Source organism: Chryseobacterium luteum, from assembly GCF_000737785.1.
Taxonomy (GTDB): Bacteria; Bacteroidota; Bacteroidia; order Flavobacteriales; family Weeksellaceae; genus Chryseobacterium; species Chryseobacterium luteum.
On record NZ_JPRO01000002.1, the window covers coordinates 256,895 to 280,258 of the forward strand.

The window sequence follows — 23,364 nt, forward strand, 5'->3', positions numbered from 1 at the left end:
TTTTAGTGAGGCAAATTTACAGCTTTTTTGTTTAGATACAAGAATTTTTTAAAGTTTTTTTTAAATTTACACTACTTTTTATTTACCTCAATCATGCTGATAGACTTCAATAATCTCAATATTAATAATTTATCCTTTCAAACGGATTTTGAATATAAAATCAATTTTTTTTTAGAAGAATGGTTTTCTGATGACAATACCGTAAAAGTACAGACATCAGGTTCCACAGGGATCCCCAAAATTTTTGAAATCGAAAAAAATAAAATGGTCAATTCTGCTGTGATGACCTGTGATTTTCTTGAACTACAGGAAGGAAATAAAGCATTGCTATGTCTGCCGGTTGAATATATTTCGGGGAAAATGATGATCGTCCGTTCCATTGTGAGAAAGCTAAAGCTGATTGTTGCTGAACCCTCTTTAAACCCTCTTGAAAATCTGCAGGAAGAAATAGATTTTTGTGCAATGACTCCGCTTCAGGTTGAAAATTCGATGGATAAACTGCATTTAATTAAAAATCTGATCATAGGTGGAGCTGCTGTTTCCGAGTCATTGAAGAAAAAGATAGCCCAAAATTACAGATCAGGAAGCAGCCGTATTTTTGAAACTTACGGAATGTCTGAAACCCTTTCCCATATTGCCCTGAAACAGATAATGCCGGAATCTGAAGATTATTTTACGGCTTTTGAAAATGTTTCCATCAGCGTAGACGGAAAAGGCTGTCTGAAAATCTTTGCCCCCAATATTAATGCTGATGTCCTGCAGACTAATGATTTAGTTGAAATTAAAAATGAAAGACAGTTTAAATTTCTGGGACGTACAGACAATGTCATTAATTCCGGAGGAGCAAAAATTTCCCCCGAAACACTGGAAACCTTAGTGAAAAAAGAAATTCCCAATGAAGCTGTATTTTTAGGTATAAAAGATGAAAGCTTGGGACAGAAGCTTATATTGGTAATAGAAGGATCAGAATCTGAAGATTTGATTAAAAATATTTCAGAAATACCTTTTGAAAAGAACTTCCACAAACCAAAAGAAATTATTTTTATAGAAAATATTCCAAGAACGCCTAACGGTAAAGTAAACCGGATAGAACTGCATAAAATAATAACTACAGGCTTATAATTTTTTATCTTTACTCTTTAATCTATTCGTCTCTATCTTATGAAAGACTTTTCAAAAGAACTCAGCTTTAAAACCTCCCGGAGCAGTGGAGCAGGAGGGCAGAACGTTAATAAAGTGGAAACTTCGGTTACCGTTTTATGGCTTGTTGCCGGGTCTGAATTTTTTAATGAGCATCAGAAGGAACTGATCCTGACTAAACTGAAAAACAGGATCAATGCAGATGGATATCTTTTTCTGACTGTGTCGGAAAGCAGAACACAGCTGATGAACAAGAATAAAGCGATTGAAAAAATTATTGAACTCGTTAATAAAGCTTTAATTGTTCCCAAGAAAAGAGTTGCGACAAAACCGTCAAAAGGACAGAAACAGAAGCGTCTGGATACCAAAAAGAAAATTTCTGAAAAAAAGGAGAACAGAAAATTTAAGCTTTAGGGAAAAGGACTGTTTCTTTTCACAGATCAAAATTTTTGAGTATCTTAGGGGTATCATTAATATTTAAAGTATGTCAGCAATTATTTCTTTATCATCAGATTGCCATTTTTCGGGCCTTTTGCTGTCGTTGCTGTACTTACATACAGATTCTTTTCTTAAAAGTTCTAAGGACTTTATTAATTAAGCCCTGTCAGGATCCACGACAGGGAAAGCTTTCCGATAAATTTTACGTATTATTTTTGCAGTTTTTCCACAGGATGAAACTGAATAGGTCTATAATCCTGCATTGGATCACAGGGAATAGCTGCATCCATTATCTAAAAAATTAAAAATGTCCAATCATATTATTGTAACTACCGGAATTTATGATGCTATCAAAGATACACTCAGAAGGAAAAAAGTAAGCATTCCGGAAGAGAAAAGGCTTGCTGGAGAACTGAGAAAGGCCAAACAGGTTTTAAGAAGAGAGCTTCCTGCTGATGTAGTGACTGTTGACAGAAAAGTGACCATCAGGGATCATACCCGGAATTTTGAGCACGAATATATTTTCGTCGCGTCTGCCAAAGCTAAACCGGCGAAAAACAAACATTCCATATTGTCGGATATTGCTCTGGCGACTGTTGGATATAAGGTGGGAGATATCATCGACTGGCCTTTTAAAGATGGAGACAGAAAGATAGAAATCTTAAAAGTAGAATCCTGGCACGGGTAATTCCTGTGTATCTATATTTGTTAGATGAAAGTACAGCTTCAGGGCTGTACTTTTTCATGAAGAAACCTTACGGCCAGAGCTATTTTTATCATTTGTTAAAAAAGGATATTCAGGCAAGAGTTTCTTTAAGTACGCATGTTGCATTCCGTTTTTAAGTTTTATCTTTGCAAAAATTAAAAAAAATGAGCAAACCGATTTCTGAATTTATAGAGAAATATTACCTGCACTTCAATGCGGCTGCATTGGTAGATGCATCTAAGGGGTATGTTGCGCATCTTAAAGATGGCGGAAAAATGATGATCACTTTGGCAGGTGCGATGTCTACTGCTGAATTGGGAAAGATCCTTGCAGAAATGATCCGTCAGGGAAAAGTTGATTTTATATCTTGTACAGGAGCTAACCTTGAAGAAGACCTGATGAATCTTGTAGCACACTCTCACTACGAAAGAGTTCCTCATTACAGAGATCTGACGGCACAGGATGAGTGGGATCTGCTGGAAAGAGGGTTAAACAGAGTTACAGACACCTGTATTCCTGAAGAAGAGGCTTTCAGAAGACTTCAGAAGCATATCGTAGAGATCTGGAAAGATGCAGAAGCGAAAGGCGAGCGTTATTTCCCGCACGAATTCATGTATAAAATGATCCTTTCAGGAGTTCTTGAGCAGTACTATGAAATTCCAAGAGAAAACTCATGGATGATCGCTGCAGCTGAGAAAAACCTTCCGATCGTGGTTCCGGGATGGGAAGATTCTACCATGGGTAATATCTTCGCTTCTTACTGTATTAAAGGTGAGCTTACGGCAACAACTATGAAATCGGGGATTGAATATATGATGTATCTTGCGGACTGGTATACTAAAAATTCAGCTGGAAAAGGAGTTGGATTCTTCCAGATCGGAGGAGGTATTGCCGGAGATTTCCCTATCTGTGTAGTGCCTATGCTTTACCAGGATATGGAAATGCATGATGTGCCTTTCTGGTCTTATTTCTGCCAGATTTCGGATTCTACAACATCTTACGGTTCGTATTCAGGAGCAGTTCCAAATGAGAAAATTACTTGGGGTAAACTGGATATCACAACACCGAAATTTATCGTTGAAAGTGATGCTACCATCTGTGCACCATTGATGTTCTCTTACATCTTAGAGAATTCTTAGGGACAAACTTATTATAAAATACAGACGCTTCAATTTATTTTGGAGCGTTTTTGTTTTTCCACTTTGTCATTTAAATTTCAAACAAGTTTAAAGCTAAATATTTTGAATCTTAATTAACCTTAAAAATAAAGTCATTAAACCACACCCTTATTCGTTCGAATACTTTGTACACTTGTACAAAGCATAGCTTCTCACTACCATTTTAAACTTGATCTGGCTTCCTGGGCACACTTGATTAGACACACTGTATTGCTCGATTACGCTCGTACCTCATATTTTTACCAACAAATCATTCACGAATCCACTATCACAAAATTCGTGCATTCGTGTCAAAATCAAAGCTACCTTTGTCATCATACAGACCACTTAGATGCATCAGTCAAGGGAATTGACCAGCACAAAATAGCGGTAGGCCAGAATTCCCTTTTCAATTTTGGTGAGGCTGTTAGGATCCTTATCACTTAGCTTTGGAAGCATTTTTTTATTAACTGAATTCAACAGTCTGAAAAATGATTTTTTCATACCTTTATATTTAATTGAAACATCATTGAGAAATAAAGAATTCAAAAATGATGCAGAACGTATTTTTCAGATCATACTTATTAACAGATAGCAGGTTTCTATGGACGAAATTTTTAAACAGCAGGTGTATGAAGTGACGAGGCTTATTCCAAAAGGAAGGGTTTCTACCTATGGTGCCATAGCTAAAGCGGTTGGTTACCCCAACCATTCCCGTCATGTAGGAAAAGCTATGGGAGGATGCCCGGAAGATGTGCCGGCGCACCGCGTCATATCCAGTTCAGGAATATTGTCTGTTCCTGAATTTCAAAAAAGATTAGAAGCAGAAGGGATTACCGTTGAGAATCTGAGAATAAAAAATTTCAAGAAACTGTTCTGGAATCCGCTTGATGAAATTTGATCTTAAGAAATTACCTGTTTTACAACAGATTATAATGAAAAAGGTTCCAGCGGCGTAGCCGCTGGAACCTTAAAATCATCTCTCAACCAGTAAACGGGGATCAGAATCCGATCAGTATTCTCTTATTAACAGACTGTATTTGCCTGAAAAAAAACACATATTCAACAAATTACATAATAAAAAATACCATTATACATCAGTATTCATGGCATTTAAAATGTATATAAGAGGCTGTTTAAATTTTTAAAATCTCCTTAATCTGCGTGACAAATATTAATAATTATTTTCAGAATTTAAACAGGTTCTGGGAAAATAACAGGCTGGTCCTGAAACTGTAAACTTTATTTTCTCCCTTTCGGAGTTCTTAATTCTTCTTTTAATCTTTCATTTTCTTCCTTCAAAAGGGCGATATAACCCTGAAGGTTTTCAATAATAGCTCCTGGAATGTTATTAAACTGTTGATTGATATTTCCTCCTGAAGCACTTCCATTAAATATAGGATGATCATTATTAATAACCACCTTCGCTTCCTCATCTTCATAAATATCTTCCACAGTAACATTCAGAAAACGGGCAATTTTATCCCATTCATCTTTTACAATCCTTACATCTCCACTTTCTTTCCTGCTGTAGTTGGACACATCGGTTGCTATAATATCAGCTATCTGTTGTTGCGTATAACCCTTTTGTTTTCTGATGGTACGTAATTTTTCTTTTTGCATATCCGGCATTTTATACAAAAATGGAGAAAAAGGACAATGTGTACAATAAAAAACATAAAAACATGCAACATTTTTTTATACCTGAAAGAAAATATCTAATAAGGCCAATAAGAACTTCATTCAGCAAAGGAATACACAATATTTCCCGTGTATTTCATTATAAAGTGAAACGGCTTTGTCTGGCTTAAAAATCAATTGAACGTATTACAGGATCTTTCTTTGTTTATCCCTGCACTTATTTTTAAGCCTTATCCTAAATTCAGGTTAAGGTTAGGAAAATGATTTCCGACAAGAGTTAAAATGTTTGACCAGGGCCAGTTGATAACTGATTTTCTAGAACATAAAAAGGGCTGTTTTCATATTGAGAACAGCCCTTTTTCGTATTATTATTATTATTTCTCCAGTTGCTTATAGCTTCTCTGGATAAAATCTGTAAGATCTTTTCCTTTCAGAAGGTTTTGGGAAAGCTTGGCAAGATCCAAAGCGTATCTGATCAGGGTTTCCTTTTCTTCAGGATTTTCTGTCTTTAAGATCTGGCTGGAAAACTCACTGTTTGAATTGACTACCAGATTATACATCTCCGGAAAACCTCCCATTCCGAACATTCCGCCTCCGCCGGTTGCCTGCATTTCCTTCATTCTTCTCATGAATTCCGGTTGGGTAATCGTAAATGGAGCGTCACTGCTGTCAAGATCTTCGAGCTGTACCGTGAATTTGGCGTCTTTTACAGCCTCTTCTACGTTTTTCTTTAAAGATTCTTTTTCAGTATCATTTAATTTAGAAATAACCGGTTCGTCTTTTTTGATCAGGTTATTGATATGATCCGCGTCCACCCTTGCAAATGAGATCTTCTCTTTGGACGTTTCCAGCTTCTGAATAACGTGGGAAATTACAGGTGAATCCAATAACAGAACTTCATATCCCTTATCATTAGCAGTCTGGATATAGCTGTGCTGCTCATCTGCATTGGTAGCATACAGAATTACCGTGTTTCCGTCTTTATCTGTGTGTAAAGGCTGGATTTTTTCAATTAATTCATTCCACAAGAAATATTTTCCGTCTGTGGTAGGGTACAATGTAAATTTATCTGCCTTTTCTGCGAATTTCTCCTCTGTAATAATTCCGTATTCGATTACGATCTTAATGTCGTTCCATTTTTTCTCATAATCCTCACGGTTTTCGTTGATCAGGGAAGACATTTTATCAGCCACTTTTTTAGTGATATAAGAAGAGATTTTCTTCACTGCACCGTCTGCCTGAAGGTAAGAACGGGAAACATTCAGCGGTATATCCGGAGAATCAATTACCCCTCTTAAAAGCATTAGGAAATCCGGAACAATACCTTTCACTTCATCCGTTACGAATACCTGGTTCTGGTACAGCTGGATTTTATCCTTATCAATATTTAAATTGTTGCTCAGTTTAGGGAAAAATAAAATTCCCGTAAGGTTGAAAGGATAATCAACATTCAGGTGAATATTGAATAGAGGTTCGTCAAACTGCATCGGATACAGTTCGTGGTAAAACTTCATGTAGTCCTCATTCGTCAGTTCGCTTGGTGCAATCGTCCATGCGGGTGTCGGGTTGTTGATAATATTGTCTACTTCCTCAGTTTCAGCAACGGCATCTTCGGGAGCATCTTCCGGAAGGGGAAGAGTATGTGTTCTGGTCCCGAATTTAATAGGAACAGGCATGAATTTATTATATTTTGACAACAATTCACGGATCTTGGCTTCTTCTAAAAATTCCGTAGAATCTTCTGCGATATGAAGAATGATTTCCGTTCCTCTGTCAGTCTTATCAGTTGTTTCTTCAAGTGTGAATTCCGGGCTTCCGTCGCAGATCCAACGAACTGCAGCACCGTCCTTATAAGATTTTGTAAGAATTTCCACTTTTTCTGCCACCATAAATGCAGAATAGAAACCGAGTCCGAAATGTCCGATGATTCCTGCATCTTTTGCAGAATCCTTATATTTTTCCAGGAATTCTTCGGCTCCTGAAAAAGCAACCTGGTTGATGTATTTTTCAACCTCTTCACCTGTCATCCCAATTCCCTGATCGATAATGCGTAGGGTTTTCTGCTCCTTATCTACTTTTACCTCAATCTTCGGGTTTCCGTAATCAACCTTTGCTTCCCCGATACCTGTCAGGTGTTTTAATTTTAAAGTAGCATCAGTTGCATTGGAGATCAGTTCTCTCAGGAATATTTCGTGGTCACTGTAAAGAAACTTTTTAATAAGTGGGAAAATGTTTTCCACAGATACATTAATATTTCCTTTAGTCATAATATTTAGATTTTTAATTACTTAATTCTGCTCAAAAAAAATACCATGAAAGAGAATGTGACAGAATGTCATTTTTTACACTGTTGAAATAATGGAATTTGTTATCTTCTTGCTGTAACTCCTATTATTATTCCGAAATCTCCATCTTCCTGAATCCAGTTTTCTTTCGGGAAATAGGTTCTTGAGACAAAACCATCAAGGTATAATGCATTTTTACACCCCAAACTTTTAAATAATAAAGCAAAGTTGTAAAAGTTTATTTTTTTCTTAGACATCACAAAAACAGGATTGCCATTCTGCAATATTCCTACACCGTTTCTTATATTTAAATTAACAGAATTCTTTTGAAAAAGAGGATTTGTTTTTCCGTCGATAATAAGCATAGGACCGGATTGTGTGGCAAACTTTATATCTGAACCTGCTTTAAAATTTTCAGTAGATATAACAGCCGATTCATCAGATTTTGTAATGTAGAAGATCCCGTTTGGTTTTAAATAGAAATTTCCTTCACCATTCAAAGTATCAATTGGATTTAAAGTTTTAAAATTTTCTATATATAATCCTTTTGGGATATTGTTTTTAATGAACATGCCTCCATTCATCGCGAATTTTAAATCCCGGTTTCTGGCATTAATGTGTTTTTTCAGATTCTGAATGCTTCTGAAAGGTTGATTCCTATCATTTTTCCAAAAAAGTTCAATCTTATCGTTTTTCACATCAACGCAATAGATTACAAAATCAGGATTGATCGGTTTGTTCTCTTTACAGGAAGAGAATAGTATAAATACTGAAGTAAATAATAGGTTGAACAGAATATTCAGCTTCATTTGGCTTTTATTTAAAATTACATAAAAAAAGACAGCAAAAAAGCTGTCTTAATTTATATATTGAAAAAAAATTATTTCACTTTATTTTTCAATTCTTCTTTGATCTTGTTTTCTAGTTCCTCAGCAAGTTCAGGATTGTCTTTTAACACATCTTTTACAGCGTCACGACCTTGTCCCAGCTTAGTTTCTTCATAGCTGAACCATGAGCCGCTTTTCTTTACAATTCCCTGCTCTACGGCCTGATCAAGGATTTCTCCTGTTTTGGAAACTCCTTCACCGTACATAATATCGAATTCAGCTTGTTTGAAAGGCGGAGCTACTTTGTTTTTTACAATTTTCACTTTTACACGGCTTCCCACGGCTTCATCTCCATTCTTAATAGGCGCGCTTGCTTTTCTGATATCCACTCTTACAGAAGCGTAGAACTTCAGTGCGTTACCACCTGTAGTGGTTTCAGGGTTTCCGAACATCACACCGATTTTTTCTCTCAACTGGTTGATGAAAATTACCGTACATTTTGTTCTTGAAATTGTAGCTGTCAATTTTCTCAAAGCCTGAGACATCAATCTTGCATGAAGACCCATTTTGGAATCTCCCATTTCTCCTTCGATTTCCGCTTTTGGAGTTAATGCCGCAACGGAGTCAATGACAACAATGTCAATGGCCCCTGAACGGATCAGGTTATCAGCAATTTCCAGGGCTTGTTCCCCGTTGTCCGGCTGAGAAATGATTAAGTTTTCAAGATCAATACCTAACTTTCCTGCATAACCTCTGTCAAAAGCGTGCTCTGCATCAATAAATGCTGCAATTCCGCCTGCTTTTTGAGCTTCTGCAATGGCGTGAAGCGTTAAAGTTGTTTTACCTGAAGATTCAGGACCGTATATTTCAATAATTCTTCCTCTTGGATAACCGCCTACGCCTAATGCGATGTCCAGTCCCAAAGATCCGGAAGAAATTACCTCTATTGTATTGTCTACGGAGCTGTCTCCCAACGTCATTACAGTTCCTTTTCCGTATGTTTTATCTAGCTTGTCAAGCACTAATGCAAGTGCTTTTTTCTTATCTTCTATATTGCTCATCTGTTGTTAAAATAATTGCTCAAAAATACGGAATTTTCAGATCAAAAGCTAATATTATTTGTGCTGAAAAACTGTTTTAGAGTTAAAAAAATGATAAATTTTTATGGCTGATATCATTCATTACGAACAGGATGCAGGATTTTATGACTCAAAGCATAAAAATATATTTTTTGCAGTTTACTGTAAGTGCGTGCTGTATTTTTTTAGTGGAAATTTGAGTTTTTTGTGATTTTAAGATAGTCTTCCAGCACTTTCATCTGGCTTTTGTTTCCCTTTTTTATTCTGGCATCCCTGCTTACCAGCTTATCATAAATTGTATTGATGAGGATCTTTGTTTTTGGAAACAGTTTGCGGTTGGGCACATCAGGGATTTGCAGCCTTTTACAAACTTCATCATCCAGCAGGAACCATGTACAGCAGATATGAAGGTATCTGAGATTTTTTCTCTGAAATCTGAATTTTAAAATAGGGTTTTCCAGCGATTCATTCAGTAAAGAATGGGCCAGCAGGATGGAATCTTTATCTGATGGCGGCTGTACGGAAGTCCAAAGGTAAAAATATTCTGTCGCCTGTTTTTTATTGTCCGGAAGAAGCTCTTCGGGAATTCCTAGTAAATAGCCCACATATTTCCAGAGGTGGAAAATACCTTTTTCTTCTTCAACGGAAAAAGTATTGCCCAATTTTTGGAGACTGTGAAGAAAAACAAGGCTGAAGCCAATATAAGTGGCCATCATATCCCATGAATTAATCGGTTCTCCCCAATTTTCAGCGTCCCATTGCCTGTAATGCTTCTTTATGGAAAGCCTTGCGTAAGAATGGATCAGGCGGGTTTTTACAGCAAACTCGTACCCTTTGGCATGCAGCTCCAGTGCATCATAACGTGTAACATTTACCCAAAAATCCAATGTTTCTGAAAGACGCTTTACAGCTCCTTTTTTCAGTGCTTCTGTGGCGGTAAGAGGTTTATTGAGGTAAGCATAGTCATAACCTCCCATCAGACAGTAATCCCTTAAGGAGATCAGCGAGTCCAGGTTGCTTCGCATGCAGAGCTCTGCACCGCTTTTCAGCAGGCTGTAATCAAGCCATTCCGGAATCTGCTGGGTTTGTGTGAAAAGATTTTTTACGCTTTCAGGAACATCCTCTGCTTCAGGAATACCGTTTCGGATGTAACCTTCGATTTCTCTTGATGCTTCATGGAATTTTTTAACGAGATAAACATCCCGGACAACTTCATCACCCAATGTATCCACATGATAAAAATAGTGTGAAAACTTGTCGAAATCTTTAAAGCTCACTTCGGCTCCGGAAAATTCAATAAGCTGTTTTCCGTTTCCTTTTTCCCAGAAATCTTTGAAATGGGGTGAATCTTTAAAGCGGGGTTTTATAGTCAGTCTGTCCATCTTGTATAAAAATACAAGTTTTGCACCGAAATTCTCTAGTGAGATTTATCAGTCTTTATATAGAAATGCGGAAAAGATCAGATGAGCCCTCTTTCAAAGGCTTTTTTCACAAGTTCCTTACAGTTTCTGGAATCTGTTTTCCGTAAAATATTTTTTCTGTGGGTACGAACTGTGTGTTCGGAGAGGATTAAAGTCTGGGCTATTTCCGGTCCGGAATATCCTTTGGTGATGAGGCCTAGAATTTCCATTTCTCTTTTCGTTAAATGTTCAGGAAAATTCCTGGGTTTTGCAAAACAGTCCAGCTTCACCTGGTGAAAATCATTTCTGGGACCTATCCCGGAAACCAGAACGGTATAAGGATTTTCTTTCGTGATATGGTGAATGTTGGTATGGATGTTTATAGCCTGCACGGGAACACCGGTTTCATCTTCCATAGTGATAACAGACTGATGATGGAACATCTCATAATTTCCGTCTGCTGTTTTCATTCTGAAACAATAGCTGCCCTTAATATAAAGTTGGTGCTCCAGGCCTATTTCTGTTATTTTGTTAATAAGGATCTGTTCGGCTTTCATCACAAATTCGATATCATCAGGATGGGTAAGATCGATGACTTCTTTTAAGTTTTCAGGATAGCAAGAAAGGCCATGAAGCTTGAGGATATTTTCATGATGGTGAGAGAGTGTACTGTTGGTAAGGTTCAGGGCATAATAATAAAACTCACCTACGGCAAACATGTCACCAATGATACGTTCTATGGGCGGTTTATCCCGGATCTTTCTGTCTTTCCTGACGGCCGGGTAAGTATTCCACACTTCAATGAGAGGATGTTTTTTTTCTGAACTCTCCATGAATAGATTAGTTTTAGCTAAAATAATTAAAATATACCACAAAAGGGGGATTTTTTTACTCTGATAAAATGTTAAACTTTGTACTGACTAATAACCATGAGAACTTAATTTATTATGTTCCGTTTTGTTTAATGTTTTAATTTTTTCTATAATTTGTTTTTAATTAAGAAAAACATCCATCCTCATGCCATTGAGGTTCTATTTACATATGGTTTAATGAAGTTAATAAATGAATGTTATAAAACAGTTTACTCTTTTCTTTTAGTTGTTTAAAAGTGATAAACTATTAGCCTCTCGTTGCTGGAGAGGCTTTTTCTTTTACAATATATTATTTTATCCATCTCGCTTTTTACTATTTTAAAATCACCCGAACGGGTAATTTACTTGTATTCATGGAATTTTAAACTTTGTGGAAAACTTATAGCCATGAAAACAAAAATTGTATCTGTAATATTACTATTGATTGGAACATATGCTTTTTCTCAAAATTCATATGAGTTATTTGGAAACTTCATTAGCGAATCAACTCCGTATGAGGCTAAAATAAAAACTACAAAAACACAGGAAAAAATTACATCATTTAAAATTCAGATTTGTAAAACCAGTACAGAATGTGAAGAAAGCATTGAAATAGTAAATAATTTTGATCAGGAAACTTTTATCTCAGCCATGCGAAGCACTATGAAAAAGTCAAAAATGGCAGGAGCTACATTTGTTTTGAAACCAGAGGTAGAATTGCAATGGAAGAATATCTATTATAATTTGATGAAAGATTTTAATAAAAAAGAGGTTTTGACTGAACTGTATGATTTGCAGGATATTGAATATGGGGGAAGATTAAAAATGAATAAAGAATTAATTAAATTAAAGTCAGAAGATAGTATTGTCCAATATTTATATTTTGCCCCAAAATATGCAAGTGTAAGACTTTTTAACAATAAAATAAACAGTATTTCTGTTGTAGGAAATATATTGGATAGTAGTGGAACTATTATAAAGGAAGAAGCAACATTATTCAATAGTAAGTATTCTATACCTTTCAGGTCTACGATTGTCGACCGAAATAATTATAGTGCTAAAATATATACAACAAGAGGTACAGATCACTATTATTATATAGAGTGCAACGACCTTTTAGATTATAAACCTTTTGAAAATAATTATAGTTATTCGTTAAAAAATAAAGAGTACGAAATAAAAGTTGATGAAGAACTTAAAGTAGAAAAAAGGGGATTGTATGATTACTTTACAGCCATTATTTTTTCTGATTTTTTAGGATTTAATAATGAAGGAGGAAATAGTATACTACAAGCAGAAGGGAGGGCAAGGATTCCATTAAATTATGTGAATTTTGGTAGATTTAATTCGCCTGAGTATATGGAGGCTTATTTGAATGCATCAATTTATAATGGTCAGGAAGAGGGAAGTGGTTTTATAGAATTTAATGTAAAAGATAATTTGAAAAATATATCATCTTTTGAGTTGCTAAGAAAAAATAATGTAGAAGCGGGGTTAAATATTGGGGTTGGTTCATTTGAGTGGAAAGGAACTTCTACGAACTGGATTTTGGACTATGGTATTCAGATGTACAGAACTAAATTCAGGACGATAAAAGATACGATTACTACCAATTATCAACTGTATTCTATTTCACATGGTCCAAGATTAAAAATAGAAATAAGACCGCAGATCAATTTTGGCGCAGATGTAAATTTTGGACTATTAGGTTTGAAATATAGTGGAGCAAATAAAGATTTAGATATTATTGAGGGCAGGAATTTTAGAAAAGAAATTCTAAAGGATAATGGAACATTTTATAATACTCTTTTTCTTACAACTAATTTTTATACGAAACTTAGTCCTAATGATGGAAATGGAGGATTGTATTTTAGATTGGGTGGATATTATGATTTTTACACAAAAAATATTGCACCACAGGTAATGGTGGGATATGCGACCAATCTTACGACGTTCATTAATAAATTTAAGAAAAATGATGCTGCTGCAAAATAATTCAATATTAATATAAGGCCTGTAAATCTGGAAACTTCTGAAAGGCTTTCAACTCATATCTAAAACTTATGAATATTTGTCAGGTCCATGATAACCAAATAATCTATAGATGTAAAATCCTAAGATTAAAGCGTAAATTACAGATAATATTGTAATTATAAATACAACTATATTGCTTTTACTTTGTTTTGTAAAAAACTTTATTACACCATAAGAAATTATTCCTAAACCTATAGTAAAGATATAAAAGATGTGACCAGAATATATTATTTGTAATCCCCACAATATTCCACCAAGAGTCCCACCGATTATTCCGCCCAAGATACTTCCAGCAATTGTACTGGGTTTAATTTCTAAATCCTTTTTTATTACTTCTATTTCAGCAGAGGTGGTTTCTATAATTTGTTGTATTTCATCTGGTGATAATATTTCTGAAGTCAGCCTTTGATTGATGTCATTTTTTGTCATTCCTTTTTGATACAGTTGGGTGGCATCATTGTTTATTCTTGCCTTTTCCATCTCTTTTTCTGCAATTCTATCATATCGGTCTGTCAAAGATTTTATCCCTCCTTTTTTTTCTATAACAATATCCAACGCTTTCCTAGCATCATTTGTATATCCGCTTTTATTTAAATAGACTTCCATTAATTCTGTATCAGAATATTGAGAATATCTTTCAATAAGTTCATTAAGCATAGTATCGTTTTAATGACTAAATTAAAAAAAACCTTCCAAATCGGAAGGTTTTATATTATTTATTTGCTTATTACATTATAAAGAAGCAGAATGGATAAGCATATCTACCAACTTGTTAGAATAACCCATTTCGTTGTCATACCATGAAACAAGTTTTACAAAGTTTGGAGACAGCATGATACCGGCATCCTTGTCGAAGATAGAAGTTCTCTTATCTCCTACGAAATCCTGAGAAACCACTGCATCTTCAGTGTATCCTAAAATTCCTTTCAATTCACCTTCAGAAGCAGCTTTGATTACTGAACAGATTTCTTCATAAGAAGCAGCCTTTTCAATTCTCACTGTTAAATCTACTACAGAAACGTCAACAGTTGGTACTCTGAAAGACATACCTGTCAGTTTTCCGTTTAATGAAGGGATTACTTTTCCTACCGCTTTAGCAGCACCTGTAGAAGAAGGGATAATGTTGTTTAGAGCAGCTCTTCCTCCTCTCCAGTCTTTCATTGAAGGACCGTCAACAGTTTTCTGAGTTGCCGTTGTAGCGTGTACCGTAGTCATAAGACCTTCAACGATCCCGAAGTTATCGTGGATTACTTTAGCCAAAGGAGCTAAACAGTTGGTAGTACAAGAAGCGTTGGATAAGATTTTGATATCGTCAGTAAGTTCTTTGTGGTTCACACCCATTACGAACATCGGAGTGTCGTCTTTAGATGGAGCAGAAAGGATTACTTTTTTAGCTCCGGCATTGATGTGAGCCTGAGCAGAGTCTTTAGATAAGAAAAGACCTGTAGATTCTACGATATAGTCGGCACCTACTTCATTCCATTTTAGATTGTTAGGATCTTTCTCAGCAGTTACTCTGATTCTTTTTCCGTTTACCACAAGGTCATTTCCTTCTACAGAAACTTCTCCCGGGAAGATACCGTGTACAGAATCATATTTTAACATGTAAGCCATGTATTCTGCGTTGATTAGGTCATTGATTCCTACTACTTCAATGTTATCTCTTTCAGTCATTGCTCTGAAAACAAGACGTCCAATTCTACCAAAACCGTTGATACCTACTTTGATTGTTGACATAATAGTTTGTTTTAGATTATAAAAAATAATTAGATTGCTAAAATTTCGGAAATCAGTAAAAGATCTTTATTGATTTCATTATGTTTTTTAATGGCTTCTTCGATCGGCGTATACACCATATCGTTGGAACGCATTCCGGCCATTACATTTGTTTTTCCATCCATTAATCCCACTACGGCACCGTATCCCAGCCTGCTTGCCAGAACCCGGTCTGCACAGCTTGGAGAACCTCCTCTCTGGATATGTCCCAAGATCGTTACACGGATGTCATAATCGGGGAATTCTTCTTTGGTCTGTTTAGAAAGCTCGTAAATGTTTCCAAGCTTTTCACCTTCAGCTACCACAACGATGCTTGATGCTTTTCCTGTCTTTTCAGCTTTTCTGAAATTGGCGAAAAGATCTTCCATGCTGTCTTTTTTCTCCGGAATAAGAATATCCAGAGCACCTGTTGCCAGTCCGCTGTTTAAAGCTATAAAACCTGCATCACGCCCCATTACCTCTACAAAGAAAACCCTGTTGTGGGACGTTGCCGTATCACGGATCTTGTCAATAGCTTCCATAGCGGTATTTAAAGCCGTATCGTAGCCTATTGTGTTATCCGTCCCGAAAATATCATTGTCAATAGTTCCCGGTACACCGATTACTCTGATGCCAAACTCTTCATTGAAGATCTTTGCTCCGGTGAAAGTTCCGTCCCCTCCGATGCACACCAATGCATCCACACCGTGTTTCACACAGTTGTCATAGGCCTTCTGACGGCCTTCCTTGGTCTTGAACTCCAGGGATCTGGCGGATTTCAGAATCGTTCCGCCCTGGTTGATTATATTTTTTACCGAGCGGGGACCCATTTTCAGGAAATCATCATGGATAAGACCGTTATAGCCTTCCCTCACTCCGTAGCATTCGATATTATAATAGTTGGCGGTTCTTACTACCGCTCTTAATGCCGCATTCATACCCGGAGAGTCACCTCCAGAAGTAAGAACTGCAATTTTTTTTACAGCACTCTCTTTCATCAAGTAAAAAATTTCGAACACAAATTTACAAAAACAAGTTCAGATAATGGCAGTAAGTTGATAAGAGTTTTGAATATAAATAATTAAAAGCATCTAAAATTTGCCGGTTTAAAAAATACTCCACTGTTTTTGTTTCCGAAGAATATACATCAGGACTGTGCAATGATGAAATATTTTTATCGAAAAGATCATAAAACAGATAACTAGATTGCGCCGGGTGAATTGTTGGCTTAATAAAATAATTTTTCACCTTCTCATTTTTGCCATACTCCTGAAATAAATATGCTCAGGAATATTATCAGGATATCACCATTTTTCCGTCAGGTACTTCCAGTATCTCTTCGGAACATGCTGAACATGCAGTTTTAGATTCTTCCTTTCCGTAATATTTGTCTTTGTAAAATACCGTTGCCAAAGGGTTTGGTAATTATTTTCATCATCATGAAACTTCTGCTGGTACTGATGCATATCCAGTTTTTCTTCCGGATAAAAGAAATCACAGTTTTCCAAATCGTATAGAATTCCGTAATTCCTTCTCAGATCATAGATCATCCACTTTTGATCCTGGTAGCGGTCTTTAAAATGTTTCCGTATCAGCGGGAGAACATCAAAATCAGGATCTATTTTTGCAAAGAAAACACCGTCCCGCATTTTTTCAAACCGGACAAAAGCGGTCATCCTGTGCCGTTCCCGGCTTACAGATTTGCAGATTTTTGAAATCTTTAAAATGTCACTGTCCGCATAATTTTGCAGGATATTTTCTTCCGGATGTTTTATGGACTGTTTCACGGCCGATAAAATAAGGCGTTCCAGTTCAGGATCTTCCGATAAGTAGACTTTTAATAATTCATGAATTCCAGGTTTTCCGATATTCTGTTCCAACTTGTTTAAAACCCGTTCAGCTTTATCATTTTGAGTGATCACCTCATGAATTTCAGCAAATATATTTTCCTGAAGGAACCTCTCTTTACTCACAATTTCAACATCTTTATAACGGTACTCGAAAACTTCAAATACCGCTGTAAAAAGTCCGTCGAAACTTCCGTCGTAAAGTAGAGTGGTCATGCTATAATATTAATTTGAAGATTTGAAAATGGATTAATTTGAAAATGAATGATGTTCAAGGAATGTATTTTTGTCTCATACATAAATTTTTTAATCAATTTAAAACAACGTCAGCTGCTGTGAAAACTGATTGTGAAATTTAGAAGAACTTCCACCTACCAGCAGTTTTTTCAAATTTTTATCTGTTAAATATCTCAGATAAGCATTTCCGGCATTAAAATCTATAAAATATTTTGCACGGTTGACAGCGGCTCCCAATTTTTTCAAATGATCCATATTCAAAACCTGAAAACGGCGCGCCTGAACGATCTTCTGTGCCGTTTTCACTCCAATTCCCGGGATTCTTAATATCATCTGATAATCTGCAGTCTGCAGGTTGACAGGGAACTGATGCAGATGTCTCAAAGCCCAGCTGAGCTTAGGGTCAACCTCAAGATCTAAAAAAGGCATATTAGGATCCAGAATTTCTTCAGCTTTAAAACCATAAAACCTCATCAGCCAATCCGACTGATACAAACGGTTTTCCCGGAGCATCGGAACTTCCGTTGTGAGAGAAGGCAATCTTTTATCCTCCAAAACTGGAACATATCCCGAATAGTAGACTCTTTTCAAGTTAAAATTTTTATAAAAATGGTCAGCCACTTTTATAATCTGCAAATCACTTTCATTCGTTGCGCCAACGATCATCTGTGTAGATTGTCCGGCAGGAGCAAACTTCGGAACTTTCCTGAAAATTTTCTTTTCATCTTTATACTGCGCAATCCCGTTCTGGATATATTTCATGGGATTGAGCATATCCTGACGGTTTTTTTCAGGAGCCAATAATTTCAGTCCGCTTTCTGTAGGAATTTCAAGGTTGATGGATAGTCTGTCTGCATATAAAGCTGCTTCCTGCATCAGATCATCACTTGCTCCCGGAATAGATTTCAAATGAATATACCCGTTGAAATTTTCCTCCAGACGTAATTTTTTTGCCACCCTTACAAGCCGTTCCATCGTAGTATCTGCATTTTTGAAAATGCCGGAGCTTAAAAACAGACCTTCAATATAATTTCTGCGGTAAAAATTAATGGTCAGATCTGTTACCTCTTCCACGGTGAAAGCGGCTCTTTTAATATCATTGGAACTTCTGGATACACAATAGGCGCAGTCGTAAATGCAGTGATTCGTCAGAAGAATTTTGAGCAGGGACACACACCGCCCGTCTTCCGTATAGGTATGGCAGATCCCGCTTACGGAGCTGTCTCCCAAAGCCCCTTTCTTATTCTTTCTCGTTCCTCCGCTGGATGAGCAGGAAACATCATATTTCGCTGCATCGGCAAGGATTTCGAGTTTTTCTTTCAGGCGTTCAAAATTCATTTTTCAGGGGAATGTTATAGTTTGTATCCAAACATTATTCAAAAGTAGTTCCAAAATTGATAAATATCAATCTTTTTCAACAGAAGTTATCAACAACGGAGACTTACAAAATTACTATCTTTACGCATATTAAATTTATGCTATGAATCATAAACCGGTAGAAGGTTTCTCTAAACTTACAAAGCAGGGAAAAATCGATTGGCTTGTCGGCGAGTATCTTGAAGGAAACGAAGAATATCAAAATATATTAAAGCAATATTGGAACGGAAATGCCGATCTTCAGAAACTTCACGAAGAGTTTTCTGAAAATACAATCTCCAATTTTTATATGCCTTACGGAATTGCTCCGAATTTCCTGATTGACGGAAAATTATTTGCTCTTCCCATGGCCGTTGAAGAAAGCTCGGTTGTGGCTGCGGCTTCCAAAGCTGCCAAGTTCTGGATTGATAAAGGAGGCTTTAAGACCACCATTATCAACAATGAAAAACTGGGGCATACCCATTTTATATTCAATACGGAGTCTCACAAGCTTTTACATTTCTTTAATTTTAATTTAAAGAAAAAGCTGTTTGAAGCTACAGAAGATATCACCGCCAATATGAGAAAACGCGGGGGTGGAATCCTAGATATCAAATTAGTGGATAAAACTTCAGAAATGCCCAATTATTACCAGCTTAAAGCGAGCTTTGATACGGTAGATTCCATGGGTGCGAATTTTATCAATTCATGTCTTGAGCAGTTCGGGAAAACACTGAAGCAGGAGATCGCGACGAGTGAAGATTTCACGCAGGAGGAAAAAAACTCGCTTCAGATCGTGATGAATATTCTTTCCAATTTCACACCTGACTGTATCGTAAGAGCTGAGGTTTCCTGTAAGATTGAAGATTTAAAGGATGACAGTGGAATTTCCAATGAAGAATTTGCAAGAAAATTCAAACAGGCTGTTACCATTGCTGAAATTGAACCTTTCCGTGCTACAACCCACAACAAAGGAATAATGAATGGGGTAGATGCTGTAGTGATCGCCACAGGAAATGATTTCAGGGCAACGGAAGCCTGTGCTCATGCCTATGCAGCGAGAGACGGACAATACAGATCACTCACACACTGTACAACGGACGACGGACTTTTCAGATTCTGGATCGATCTTCCGATTTCTGTAGGAGTGGTAGGAGGCCTTACCAATCTTCACCCATTGGTTAAATTCTCACTGGCACTGCTCGGAAAACCATCTGCACAGGAGCTGATGAGCATTCTGGCTGTTTCCGGGCTTGCCCAGAATTTTGGAGCCCTTCGTTCTCTGGTGACCACAGGTATCCAGAAAGGCCATATGAAAATGCACCTGCTGAATATTTTGAACCAAATGGGAGCTACGGAAGAAGAAAAGCAGCATTTTGTGAACTATTTTAAAGATAAAACGGTAAGTCATCATGAGGTTATTAGTGAGTTTAACAGATTAAGAGCCCAGTAATGCTGCAGATTATTTTGCCGATAATATTTATCATCTTCGGGATCTTTTTAAAGAAAACAACGTCACCGGGCTTTAGAAATTCCAAAAAGCTTTCCAATATCTTTATTATATTGGGAATATCAACTTTGGTGGCAAAACTCATTTTAATCTACATTCATTCAAAATAATGAAAAAGAAAATAGTATTCTTCCTGTTGATTTCGGGCGTATATTTTTCTCAGCAGAAAAACGTAAAGATCAGCGATCTACAGCCGAAATCTGAAGATGCTGTTTTTCCGGTGGTTTCCTATCCTGGAAATCCTTTGGCTGAAAATAAGATGAATACCTTTCTGCAGGTCAATGAGCTGGAATATATCCCGAACTCAGGGCCTGATCCTTTTAAAAAGGCTGCCACTGCGACCAACTCCTATACCAATTATCTCTATTTTTACAGTTGGAAAAAATTAGAAACCCCTAAAAATATTCTTAGTATTGGTATAGATGGCGAAGCTTCGGGAGCTTATCCGGAAGGTTTTTCCAAATGGATTAATTTTGATCTCAGAACAGGAAATTTTATTAATGGTCCCGATTTATTTCGGCCCAATGCTTTTAAAACGATTGAAAACTTAATCAATCAGAAAATCAGGAAAAGAGTTGATGATTTTGTTAAAGAATTGAAAGCAGATAAAAATCCTACAGAAGAAGTTCAGGAGCAGATTGCAATGTATGAAGGCTGTTTTTTAGAAAATACCCTGGAATACATTGAGTTCTATTTTGGAAAGGACAAATTGACTTTTGTTGCCGGAAGATGTTCCAATCATGCGATGAGAGCATTGGATGATCTGGGAAGTCACAGCATTGAAATTCCTTACAAAGACCTCGAAAAATACTGGAGTCCTTACGCGAAAAATCTTCTGTCCGGCTCTGAAAAAACTGATACAACAAGTTTCCAGTATAAGCTGTTGAAAGGAAAAATTGATAAATATCCTATTACAGTTCTGATCAAACATCTTTACACGGATAATGAGGGAAATGCTTTTTCCGCCATGTATTGGTATGATAAAAATAAAAAATTGATAGAATGGGATGGGAGGATTGACGGAGATCATATTTCCATCACGGAGAATGATCACTATAATGAAGAATTGGGAAAATGGATTCCGAGGGCTTTTATTGAGGCGAATAAAAAAGGCAGCAAGATCACCGGAACCTGGCAGGATTACAAAACAAAAAAATATTTAAATCTGGAATTAGAAGAATTATAATATGAAAACAATTACTTTAATTTTCGGTGCCGCTTACGGGATGCTGTCAGTGATTTTGGGAGCTTTCGGAGCGCACGCTTTAAAAAAAATACTCTCTGTGGAAAGGCTTGAAAGTTTTGAAACAGGCGTAAGATATCAGATGTATGCAGCATTTTTCTTACTGATCATAGGGTACATTCTAAAATTTGATACCTCATCACAGAAATGGATTTCTATTTTAATGATTGCAGGAACCCTCTTATTCTCTTTCAGTATTTATTTTCTTAGTTTACAGGATTATCTGGGGGCTAATCTGAAATTCTTAGGCCCAATTACTCCGCTTGGAGGACTTTTTATGATCCTGAGCTGGGGAATGCTGATTTTCTATTTTGCTAAGAATAAAATTTAAAAATACAATATAATAAGGCTTCGGGTGTATCAGAAGCCTTATATTTTTTGAACACAAACAGATTCACTAAAATCACTCTCGCAGGATGGTAACATTCGTGGAATTTGTGAAAAAGATTAGTGAAATTCGTGTTTTTTTAATATAAAGTTCAATATACACAATGATGGCCATATTTAAAATCAATTAAAATGAAAATCAATAGAAGAAGAAGGTTAATAAAAACATTCAATCTTCTGGACCAGCCTATAAGATTCAATCCGTTTGTATTCAGCAGGACTTTTTTCATGTGGGCTTTTACAGGTCTTGTAGGAGGAGCTATTGCGGGAGGTTACTGGATCGTATTAGAACATTTTACGGAATTTTTAGCTGAATTTCAGGGCTGGATGGTTATTCCTACCATGGCGGTCTGCGGTCTGCTGGCAGGACTTGTTATCCACTTTATCGGAGATCCGGGAGAAATTCATCTGATTGTCAATAATATCAGGTTTAATAAAGGAAAACTGGATCCGAAAAATAATCCATCCATGATCCTTTCTTCCCTGTTTTGTGTGGCGTCGGGAGGAAGTCTTGGTCCTGAAGCACCTCTGGTTCAGGTTACCGGTTCCACAGGAACCTGGCTGGGGAAAATTTTCAGACTGAAAGGCGAGGAACTCCGTTCTTTGAGCATTGCAGGAATGGCTTCAGGTTTTACTGCCTTGTTTGGGGCTCCGCTTGGAGGAAGTCTCTTTTCCCTTGAAATTCTGCATCACAGGCATGCGGTGGAATATTATAAAGCCATTATTCCTGCTTTGGTGGCGAGCTGTTTCAGCTATGTCATGTTCGCTCTGATCATTCACTTGGGGATAGGGGCAACATGGAATCTGAAGGCATACCATTATTCAGGAGTATATGATTTTATCTACGCCTTTTTATTTGGAGTGGTGGCTACCATGTTCGGATGGATCTTCATTTTTGTTGTGAAATTTTTCAAAAAAGTCTTTGAATACAGGTCATTTCCGATTTATATAAAAACATTGGTCGGAGGAATTATTTTAGGGGTTATTGCCTATAATTTCCCGATCACAAGATACTTCGGGCATCATGAGATCAACGAGCTGATCAACGGAAATTTTGCCCTGAACTTTTTGATTGTGATCCTTATTTTTAAAATCATAGCTATTGCTGTTACCGTGACTTCAGGATGGAGAGGCGGTTTCATCATTCCTTTGTTTTTTGTGGGAACCACCTTAGGACTGATTATCCATCAGCTGTTTCCATCAGTGGATACTACTTTGGCCATTGTAAGCTGTATGGCAGCGATTAATGCCTGTGTAACGAGAACACCTATGAGTACAACGATTATTTTGGGGACCTTAACCGGGTTTACTTATTTCGTCCCGATACTTTTTGCCAGCTTAACAGGTTATTTCCTGGCTCCTAAAATTCCTTTCATCGGGTCGCAGTCTGAAAAATTGTCCGAAGAATAAGGCAAATCCGGAACACATGTTAAAAATCAAGTTCCTGCGCTTTAATTTTTAAGTCAATAAA

Annotated in this window: 22 protein-coding genes; 10 read left to right on the plus strand and 12 right to left on the minus strand. The window is 36.7% G+C overall.

The genetic code is table 11. The features are described from left to right. Nucleotides 1-93: 93 nt before the first annotated feature. The 4 genes from IX38_RS04685 to IX38_RS04700 all read left to right on the plus strand — a co-directional run bounded on the left by IX38_RS04685 (nt 94) and on the right by IX38_RS04700 (nt 3,423). On the plus strand, nt 94-1,122 hold the full coding sequence (locus IX38_RS04685; RefSeq protein ID WP_034702255.1) for an AMP-binding protein: 1,029 nt from the start codon (nt 94-96) through the stop codon (nt 1,120-1,122). 39 nt (nt 1,123-1,161) lie between these two features. Beyond that, nucleotides 1,162-1,554, plus strand: coding sequence for an alternative ribosome rescue aminoacyl-tRNA hydrolase ArfB (gene arfB, locus IX38_RS04690; protein WP_034702258.1), 393 nt, complete (start codon nt 1,162-1,164; stop codon nt 1,552-1,554). A 331-nt stretch (nt 1,555-1,885) separates the two neighbouring features. Continuing rightward, entirely contained in the window at nt 1,886-2,266 is a 381-nt protein-coding gene (locus tag IX38_RS04695) for a GreA/GreB family elongation factor (protein WP_034702261.1), read from the plus strand. Between the two features lie 182 nt (nt 2,267-2,448). After that, nucleotides 2,449-3,423 carry a deoxyhypusine synthase family protein gene (locus IX38_RS04700; RefSeq protein WP_034702265.1) on the plus strand — a complete coding sequence of 325 codons (975 nt, stop codon included), beginning with the start codon at nt 2,449-2,451 and terminating at the stop codon, nt 3,421-3,423. A 375-nt stretch (nt 3,424-3,798) separates the two neighbouring features. On the opposite strand, the gene IX38_RS22865 is transcribed toward IX38_RS04700, so the two are convergent. Continuing rightward, on the minus strand, nt 3,799-3,945 hold the full coding sequence (locus tag IX38_RS22865; RefSeq protein ID WP_165570701.1) for a hypothetical protein: 147 nt from the start codon (nt 3,943-3,945) through the stop codon (nt 3,799-3,801). A gap of 100 nt (nt 3,946-4,045) precedes the next feature. On the opposite strand from IX38_RS22865, the gene IX38_RS04710 reads away from it, so the two are divergent. Then, complete coding sequence (locus IX38_RS04710; RefSeq protein WP_034702271.1) at nt 4,046-4,342, plus strand: MGMT family protein; 297 nt, start codon at nt 4,046-4,048, stop codon at nt 4,340-4,342. Between the two features lie 341 nt (nt 4,343-4,683). Here the strand turns inward: IX38_RS04710 and IX38_RS04715 are convergent, their stop codons facing one another. From IX38_RS04715 to IX38_RS04740, 6 genes are all read right to left on the minus strand, one after another. Next, nucleotides 4,684-5,064 carry a helix-turn-helix transcriptional regulator gene (locus IX38_RS04715; RefSeq protein ID WP_034702543.1) on the minus strand — a complete coding sequence of 127 codons (381 nt, stop codon included), beginning with the start codon at nt 5,062-5,064 and terminating at the stop codon, nt 4,684-4,686. A 392-nt stretch (nt 5,065-5,456) separates the two neighbouring features. Then, a complete protein-coding gene (htpG, locus tag IX38_RS04720) occupies nt 5,457-7,349 on the minus strand; it encodes a molecular chaperone HtpG (RefSeq protein WP_034702273.1) in 1,893 nt (630 codons plus the stop codon). 101 nt (nt 7,350-7,450) lie between these two features. Continuing rightward, the gene (locus IX38_RS04725) at nt 7,451-8,176 is read right to left on the minus strand and encodes a phosphodiester glycosidase family protein (RefSeq protein WP_034702276.1); all 726 of its coding nucleotides are present in this window, start codon (nt 8,174-8,176) and stop codon (nt 7,451-7,453) included. Nucleotides 8,177-8,247: 71 nt separating this feature from the next. After that, the gene (gene recA / locus IX38_RS04730; RefSeq protein WP_034702278.1) at nt 8,248-9,255 is read right to left on the minus strand and encodes a recombinase RecA; all 1,008 of its coding nucleotides are present in this window, start codon (nt 9,253-9,255) and stop codon (nt 8,248-8,250) included. A 203-nt stretch (nt 9,256-9,458) separates the two neighbouring features. Further along, on the minus strand, nt 9,459-10,655 hold the full coding sequence (locus IX38_RS04735; RefSeq protein ID WP_034702279.1) for an oxygenase MpaB family protein: 1,197 nt from the start codon (nt 10,653-10,655) through the stop codon (nt 9,459-9,461). A gap of 77 nt (nt 10,656-10,732) precedes the next feature. Further along, entirely contained in the window at nt 10,733-11,506 is a 774-nt protein-coding gene (locus tag IX38_RS04740; protein ID WP_034702280.1) for a LuxR C-terminal-related transcriptional regulator, read from the minus strand. 426 nt (nt 11,507-11,932) lie between these two features. Between IX38_RS04740 and IX38_RS04745 the strand changes: the two genes are divergently transcribed. Further along, a complete protein-coding gene (locus IX38_RS04745; RefSeq protein ID WP_034702282.1) occupies nt 11,933-13,519 on the plus strand; it encodes a hypothetical protein in 1,587 nt (528 codons plus the stop codon). A 66-nt stretch (nt 13,520-13,585) separates the two neighbouring features. On the opposite strand, the gene IX38_RS04750 is transcribed toward IX38_RS04745, so the two are convergent. From IX38_RS04750 to IX38_RS04770, 5 genes are all read right to left on the minus strand, one after another. Next, complete coding sequence (locus IX38_RS04750) at nt 13,586-14,215, minus strand: hypothetical protein (protein WP_034702284.1); 630 nt, start codon at nt 14,213-14,215, stop codon at nt 13,586-13,588. 75 nt (nt 14,216-14,290) lie between these two features. Continuing rightward, nucleotides 14,291-15,295: a type I glyceraldehyde-3-phosphate dehydrogenase gene (gene gap / locus IX38_RS04755; RefSeq protein ID WP_034702286.1), complete on the minus strand. Its 1,005-nt coding sequence runs from the start codon at nt 15,293-15,295 to the stop codon at nt 14,291-14,293. Between the two features lie 29 nt (nt 15,296-15,324). Continuing rightward, nucleotides 15,325-16,311: a 6-phosphofructokinase gene (pfkA, locus tag IX38_RS04760; protein ID WP_034702288.1), complete on the minus strand. Its 987-nt coding sequence runs from the start codon at nt 16,309-16,311 to the stop codon at nt 15,325-15,327. Nucleotides 16,312-16,617: 306 nt separating this feature from the next. Continuing rightward, on the minus strand, nt 16,618-17,376 hold the full coding sequence (locus IX38_RS04765; RefSeq protein ID WP_034702290.1) for a TIGR03915 family putative DNA repair protein: 759 nt from the start codon (nt 17,374-17,376) through the stop codon (nt 16,618-16,620). A 99-nt stretch (nt 17,377-17,475) separates the two neighbouring features. Beyond that, nucleotides 17,476-18,735, minus strand: a complete 1,260-nt coding sequence (locus IX38_RS04770; RefSeq protein ID WP_034702292.1) for a putative DNA modification/repair radical SAM protein — start codon at nt 18,733-18,735, stop codon at nt 17,476-17,478. Nucleotides 18,736-18,877: 142 nt separating this feature from the next. On the opposite strand from IX38_RS04770, the gene IX38_RS04775 reads away from it, so the two are divergent. The 4 genes from IX38_RS04775 (at nt 18,878) to IX38_RS04790 (ending at nt 23,303) form a co-directional block, all read left to right on the plus strand. Beyond that, on the plus strand, nt 18,878-20,206 hold the full coding sequence (locus IX38_RS04775; protein ID WP_034702294.1) for a hydroxymethylglutaryl-CoA reductase, degradative: 1,329 nt from the start codon (nt 18,878-18,880) through the stop codon (nt 20,204-20,206). A gap of 166 nt (nt 20,207-20,372) precedes the next feature. Continuing rightward, nucleotides 20,373-21,449 carry a hypothetical protein gene (locus IX38_RS04780; RefSeq protein WP_034702295.1) on the plus strand — a complete coding sequence of 359 codons (1,077 nt, stop codon included), beginning with the start codon at nt 20,373-20,375 and terminating at the stop codon, nt 21,447-21,449. A gap of 1 nt (nt 21,450) precedes the next feature. Beyond that, entirely contained in the window at nt 21,451-21,837 is a 387-nt protein-coding gene (locus IX38_RS04785; RefSeq protein ID WP_034702297.1) for a DUF423 domain-containing protein, read from the plus strand. Between the two features lie 188 nt (nt 21,838-22,025). Further along, nucleotides 22,026-23,303 (plus strand): chloride channel protein, encoded by a 1,278-nt coding sequence (locus IX38_RS04790; RefSeq protein ID WP_034702298.1) that lies wholly within the window; start codon nt 22,026-22,028, stop codon nt 23,301-23,303. Nucleotides 23,304-23,364: the final 61 nt, after the last annotated feature.

Excerpts from the sequence above, each read along its gene's own strand:
- IX38_RS04710 (WP_034702271.1), top strand. The coding sequence starts at position 4,046 with ATGGACGAAATTTTTAAACAGCAGGTGTATGAAGTGACGAGGCTTATT.
- recA (WP_034702278.1), bottom strand. The coding sequence starts at position 9,255 with ATGAGCAATATAGAAGATAAGAAAAAAGCACTTGCATTAGTGCTTGAC.
- IX38_RS04790 (WP_034702298.1), top strand. The coding sequence starts at position 22,026 with ATGAAAATCAATAGAAGAAGAAGGTTAATAAAAACATTCAATCTTCTG.
- IX38_RS04740 (WP_034702280.1), bottom strand. The coding sequence starts at position 11,506 with ATGGAGAGTTCAGAAAAAAAACATCCTCTCATTGAAGTGTGGAATACT.
- IX38_RS04765 (WP_034702290.1), bottom strand. The coding sequence starts at position 17,376 with ATGACCACTCTACTTTACGACGGAAGTTTCGACGGACTTTTTACAGCG.
- IX38_RS04735 (WP_034702279.1), bottom strand. The coding sequence starts at position 10,655 with ATGGACAGACTGACTATAAAACCCCGCTTTAAAGATTCACCCCATTTC.
- IX38_RS04715 (WP_034702543.1), bottom strand. The coding sequence starts at position 5,064 with ATGCAAAAAGAAAAATTACGTACCATCAGAAAACAAAAGGGTTATACG.
- htpG (WP_034702273.1), bottom strand. The coding sequence starts at position 7,349 with ATGACTAAAGGAAATATTAATGTATCTGTGGAAAACATTTTCCCACTT.
- IX38_RS04745 (WP_034702282.1), top strand. The coding sequence starts at position 11,933 with ATGAAAACAAAAATTGTATCTGTAATATTACTATTGATTGGAACATAT.
- IX38_RS04785 (WP_034702297.1), top strand. The coding sequence starts at position 21,451 with ATGAAAACAATTACTTTAATTTTCGGTGCCGCTTACGGGATGCTGTCA.
- IX38_RS04780 (WP_034702295.1), top strand. The coding sequence starts at position 20,373 with ATGAAAAAGAAAATAGTATTCTTCCTGTTGATTTCGGGCGTATATTTT.
- IX38_RS04685 (WP_034702255.1), top strand. The coding sequence starts at position 94 with ATGCTGATAGACTTCAATAATCTCAATATTAATAATTTATCCTTTCAA.
- pfkA (WP_034702288.1), bottom strand. The coding sequence starts at position 16,311 with ATGAAAGAGAGTGCTGTAAAAAAAATTGCAGTTCTTACTTCTGGAGGT.
- IX38_RS04770 (WP_034702292.1), bottom strand. The coding sequence starts at position 18,735 with ATGAATTTTGAACGCCTGAAAGAAAAACTCGAAATCCTTGCCGATGCA.
- arfB (WP_034702258.1), top strand. The coding sequence starts at position 1,162 with ATGAAAGACTTTTCAAAAGAACTCAGCTTTAAAACCTCCCGGAGCAGT.
- IX38_RS04695 (WP_034702261.1), top strand. The coding sequence starts at position 1,886 with ATGTCCAATCATATTATTGTAACTACCGGAATTTATGATGCTATCAAA.
- IX38_RS22865 (WP_165570701.1), bottom strand. The coding sequence starts at position 3,945 with ATGAAAAAATCATTTTTCAGACTGTTGAATTCAGTTAATAAAAAAATG.
- IX38_RS04700 (WP_034702265.1), top strand. The coding sequence starts at position 2,449 with ATGAGCAAACCGATTTCTGAATTTATAGAGAAATATTACCTGCACTTC.
- IX38_RS04725 (WP_034702276.1), bottom strand. The coding sequence starts at position 8,176 with ATGAAGCTGAATATTCTGTTCAACCTATTATTTACTTCAGTATTTATA.
- gap (WP_034702286.1), bottom strand. The coding sequence starts at position 15,295 with ATGTCAACAATCAAAGTAGGTATCAACGGTTTTGGTAGAATTGGACGT.
- IX38_RS04775 (WP_034702294.1), top strand. The coding sequence starts at position 18,878 with ATGAATCATAAACCGGTAGAAGGTTTCTCTAAACTTACAAAGCAGGGA.
- IX38_RS04750 (WP_034702284.1), bottom strand. The coding sequence starts at position 14,215 with ATGCTTAATGAACTTATTGAAAGATATTCTCAATATTCTGATACAGAA.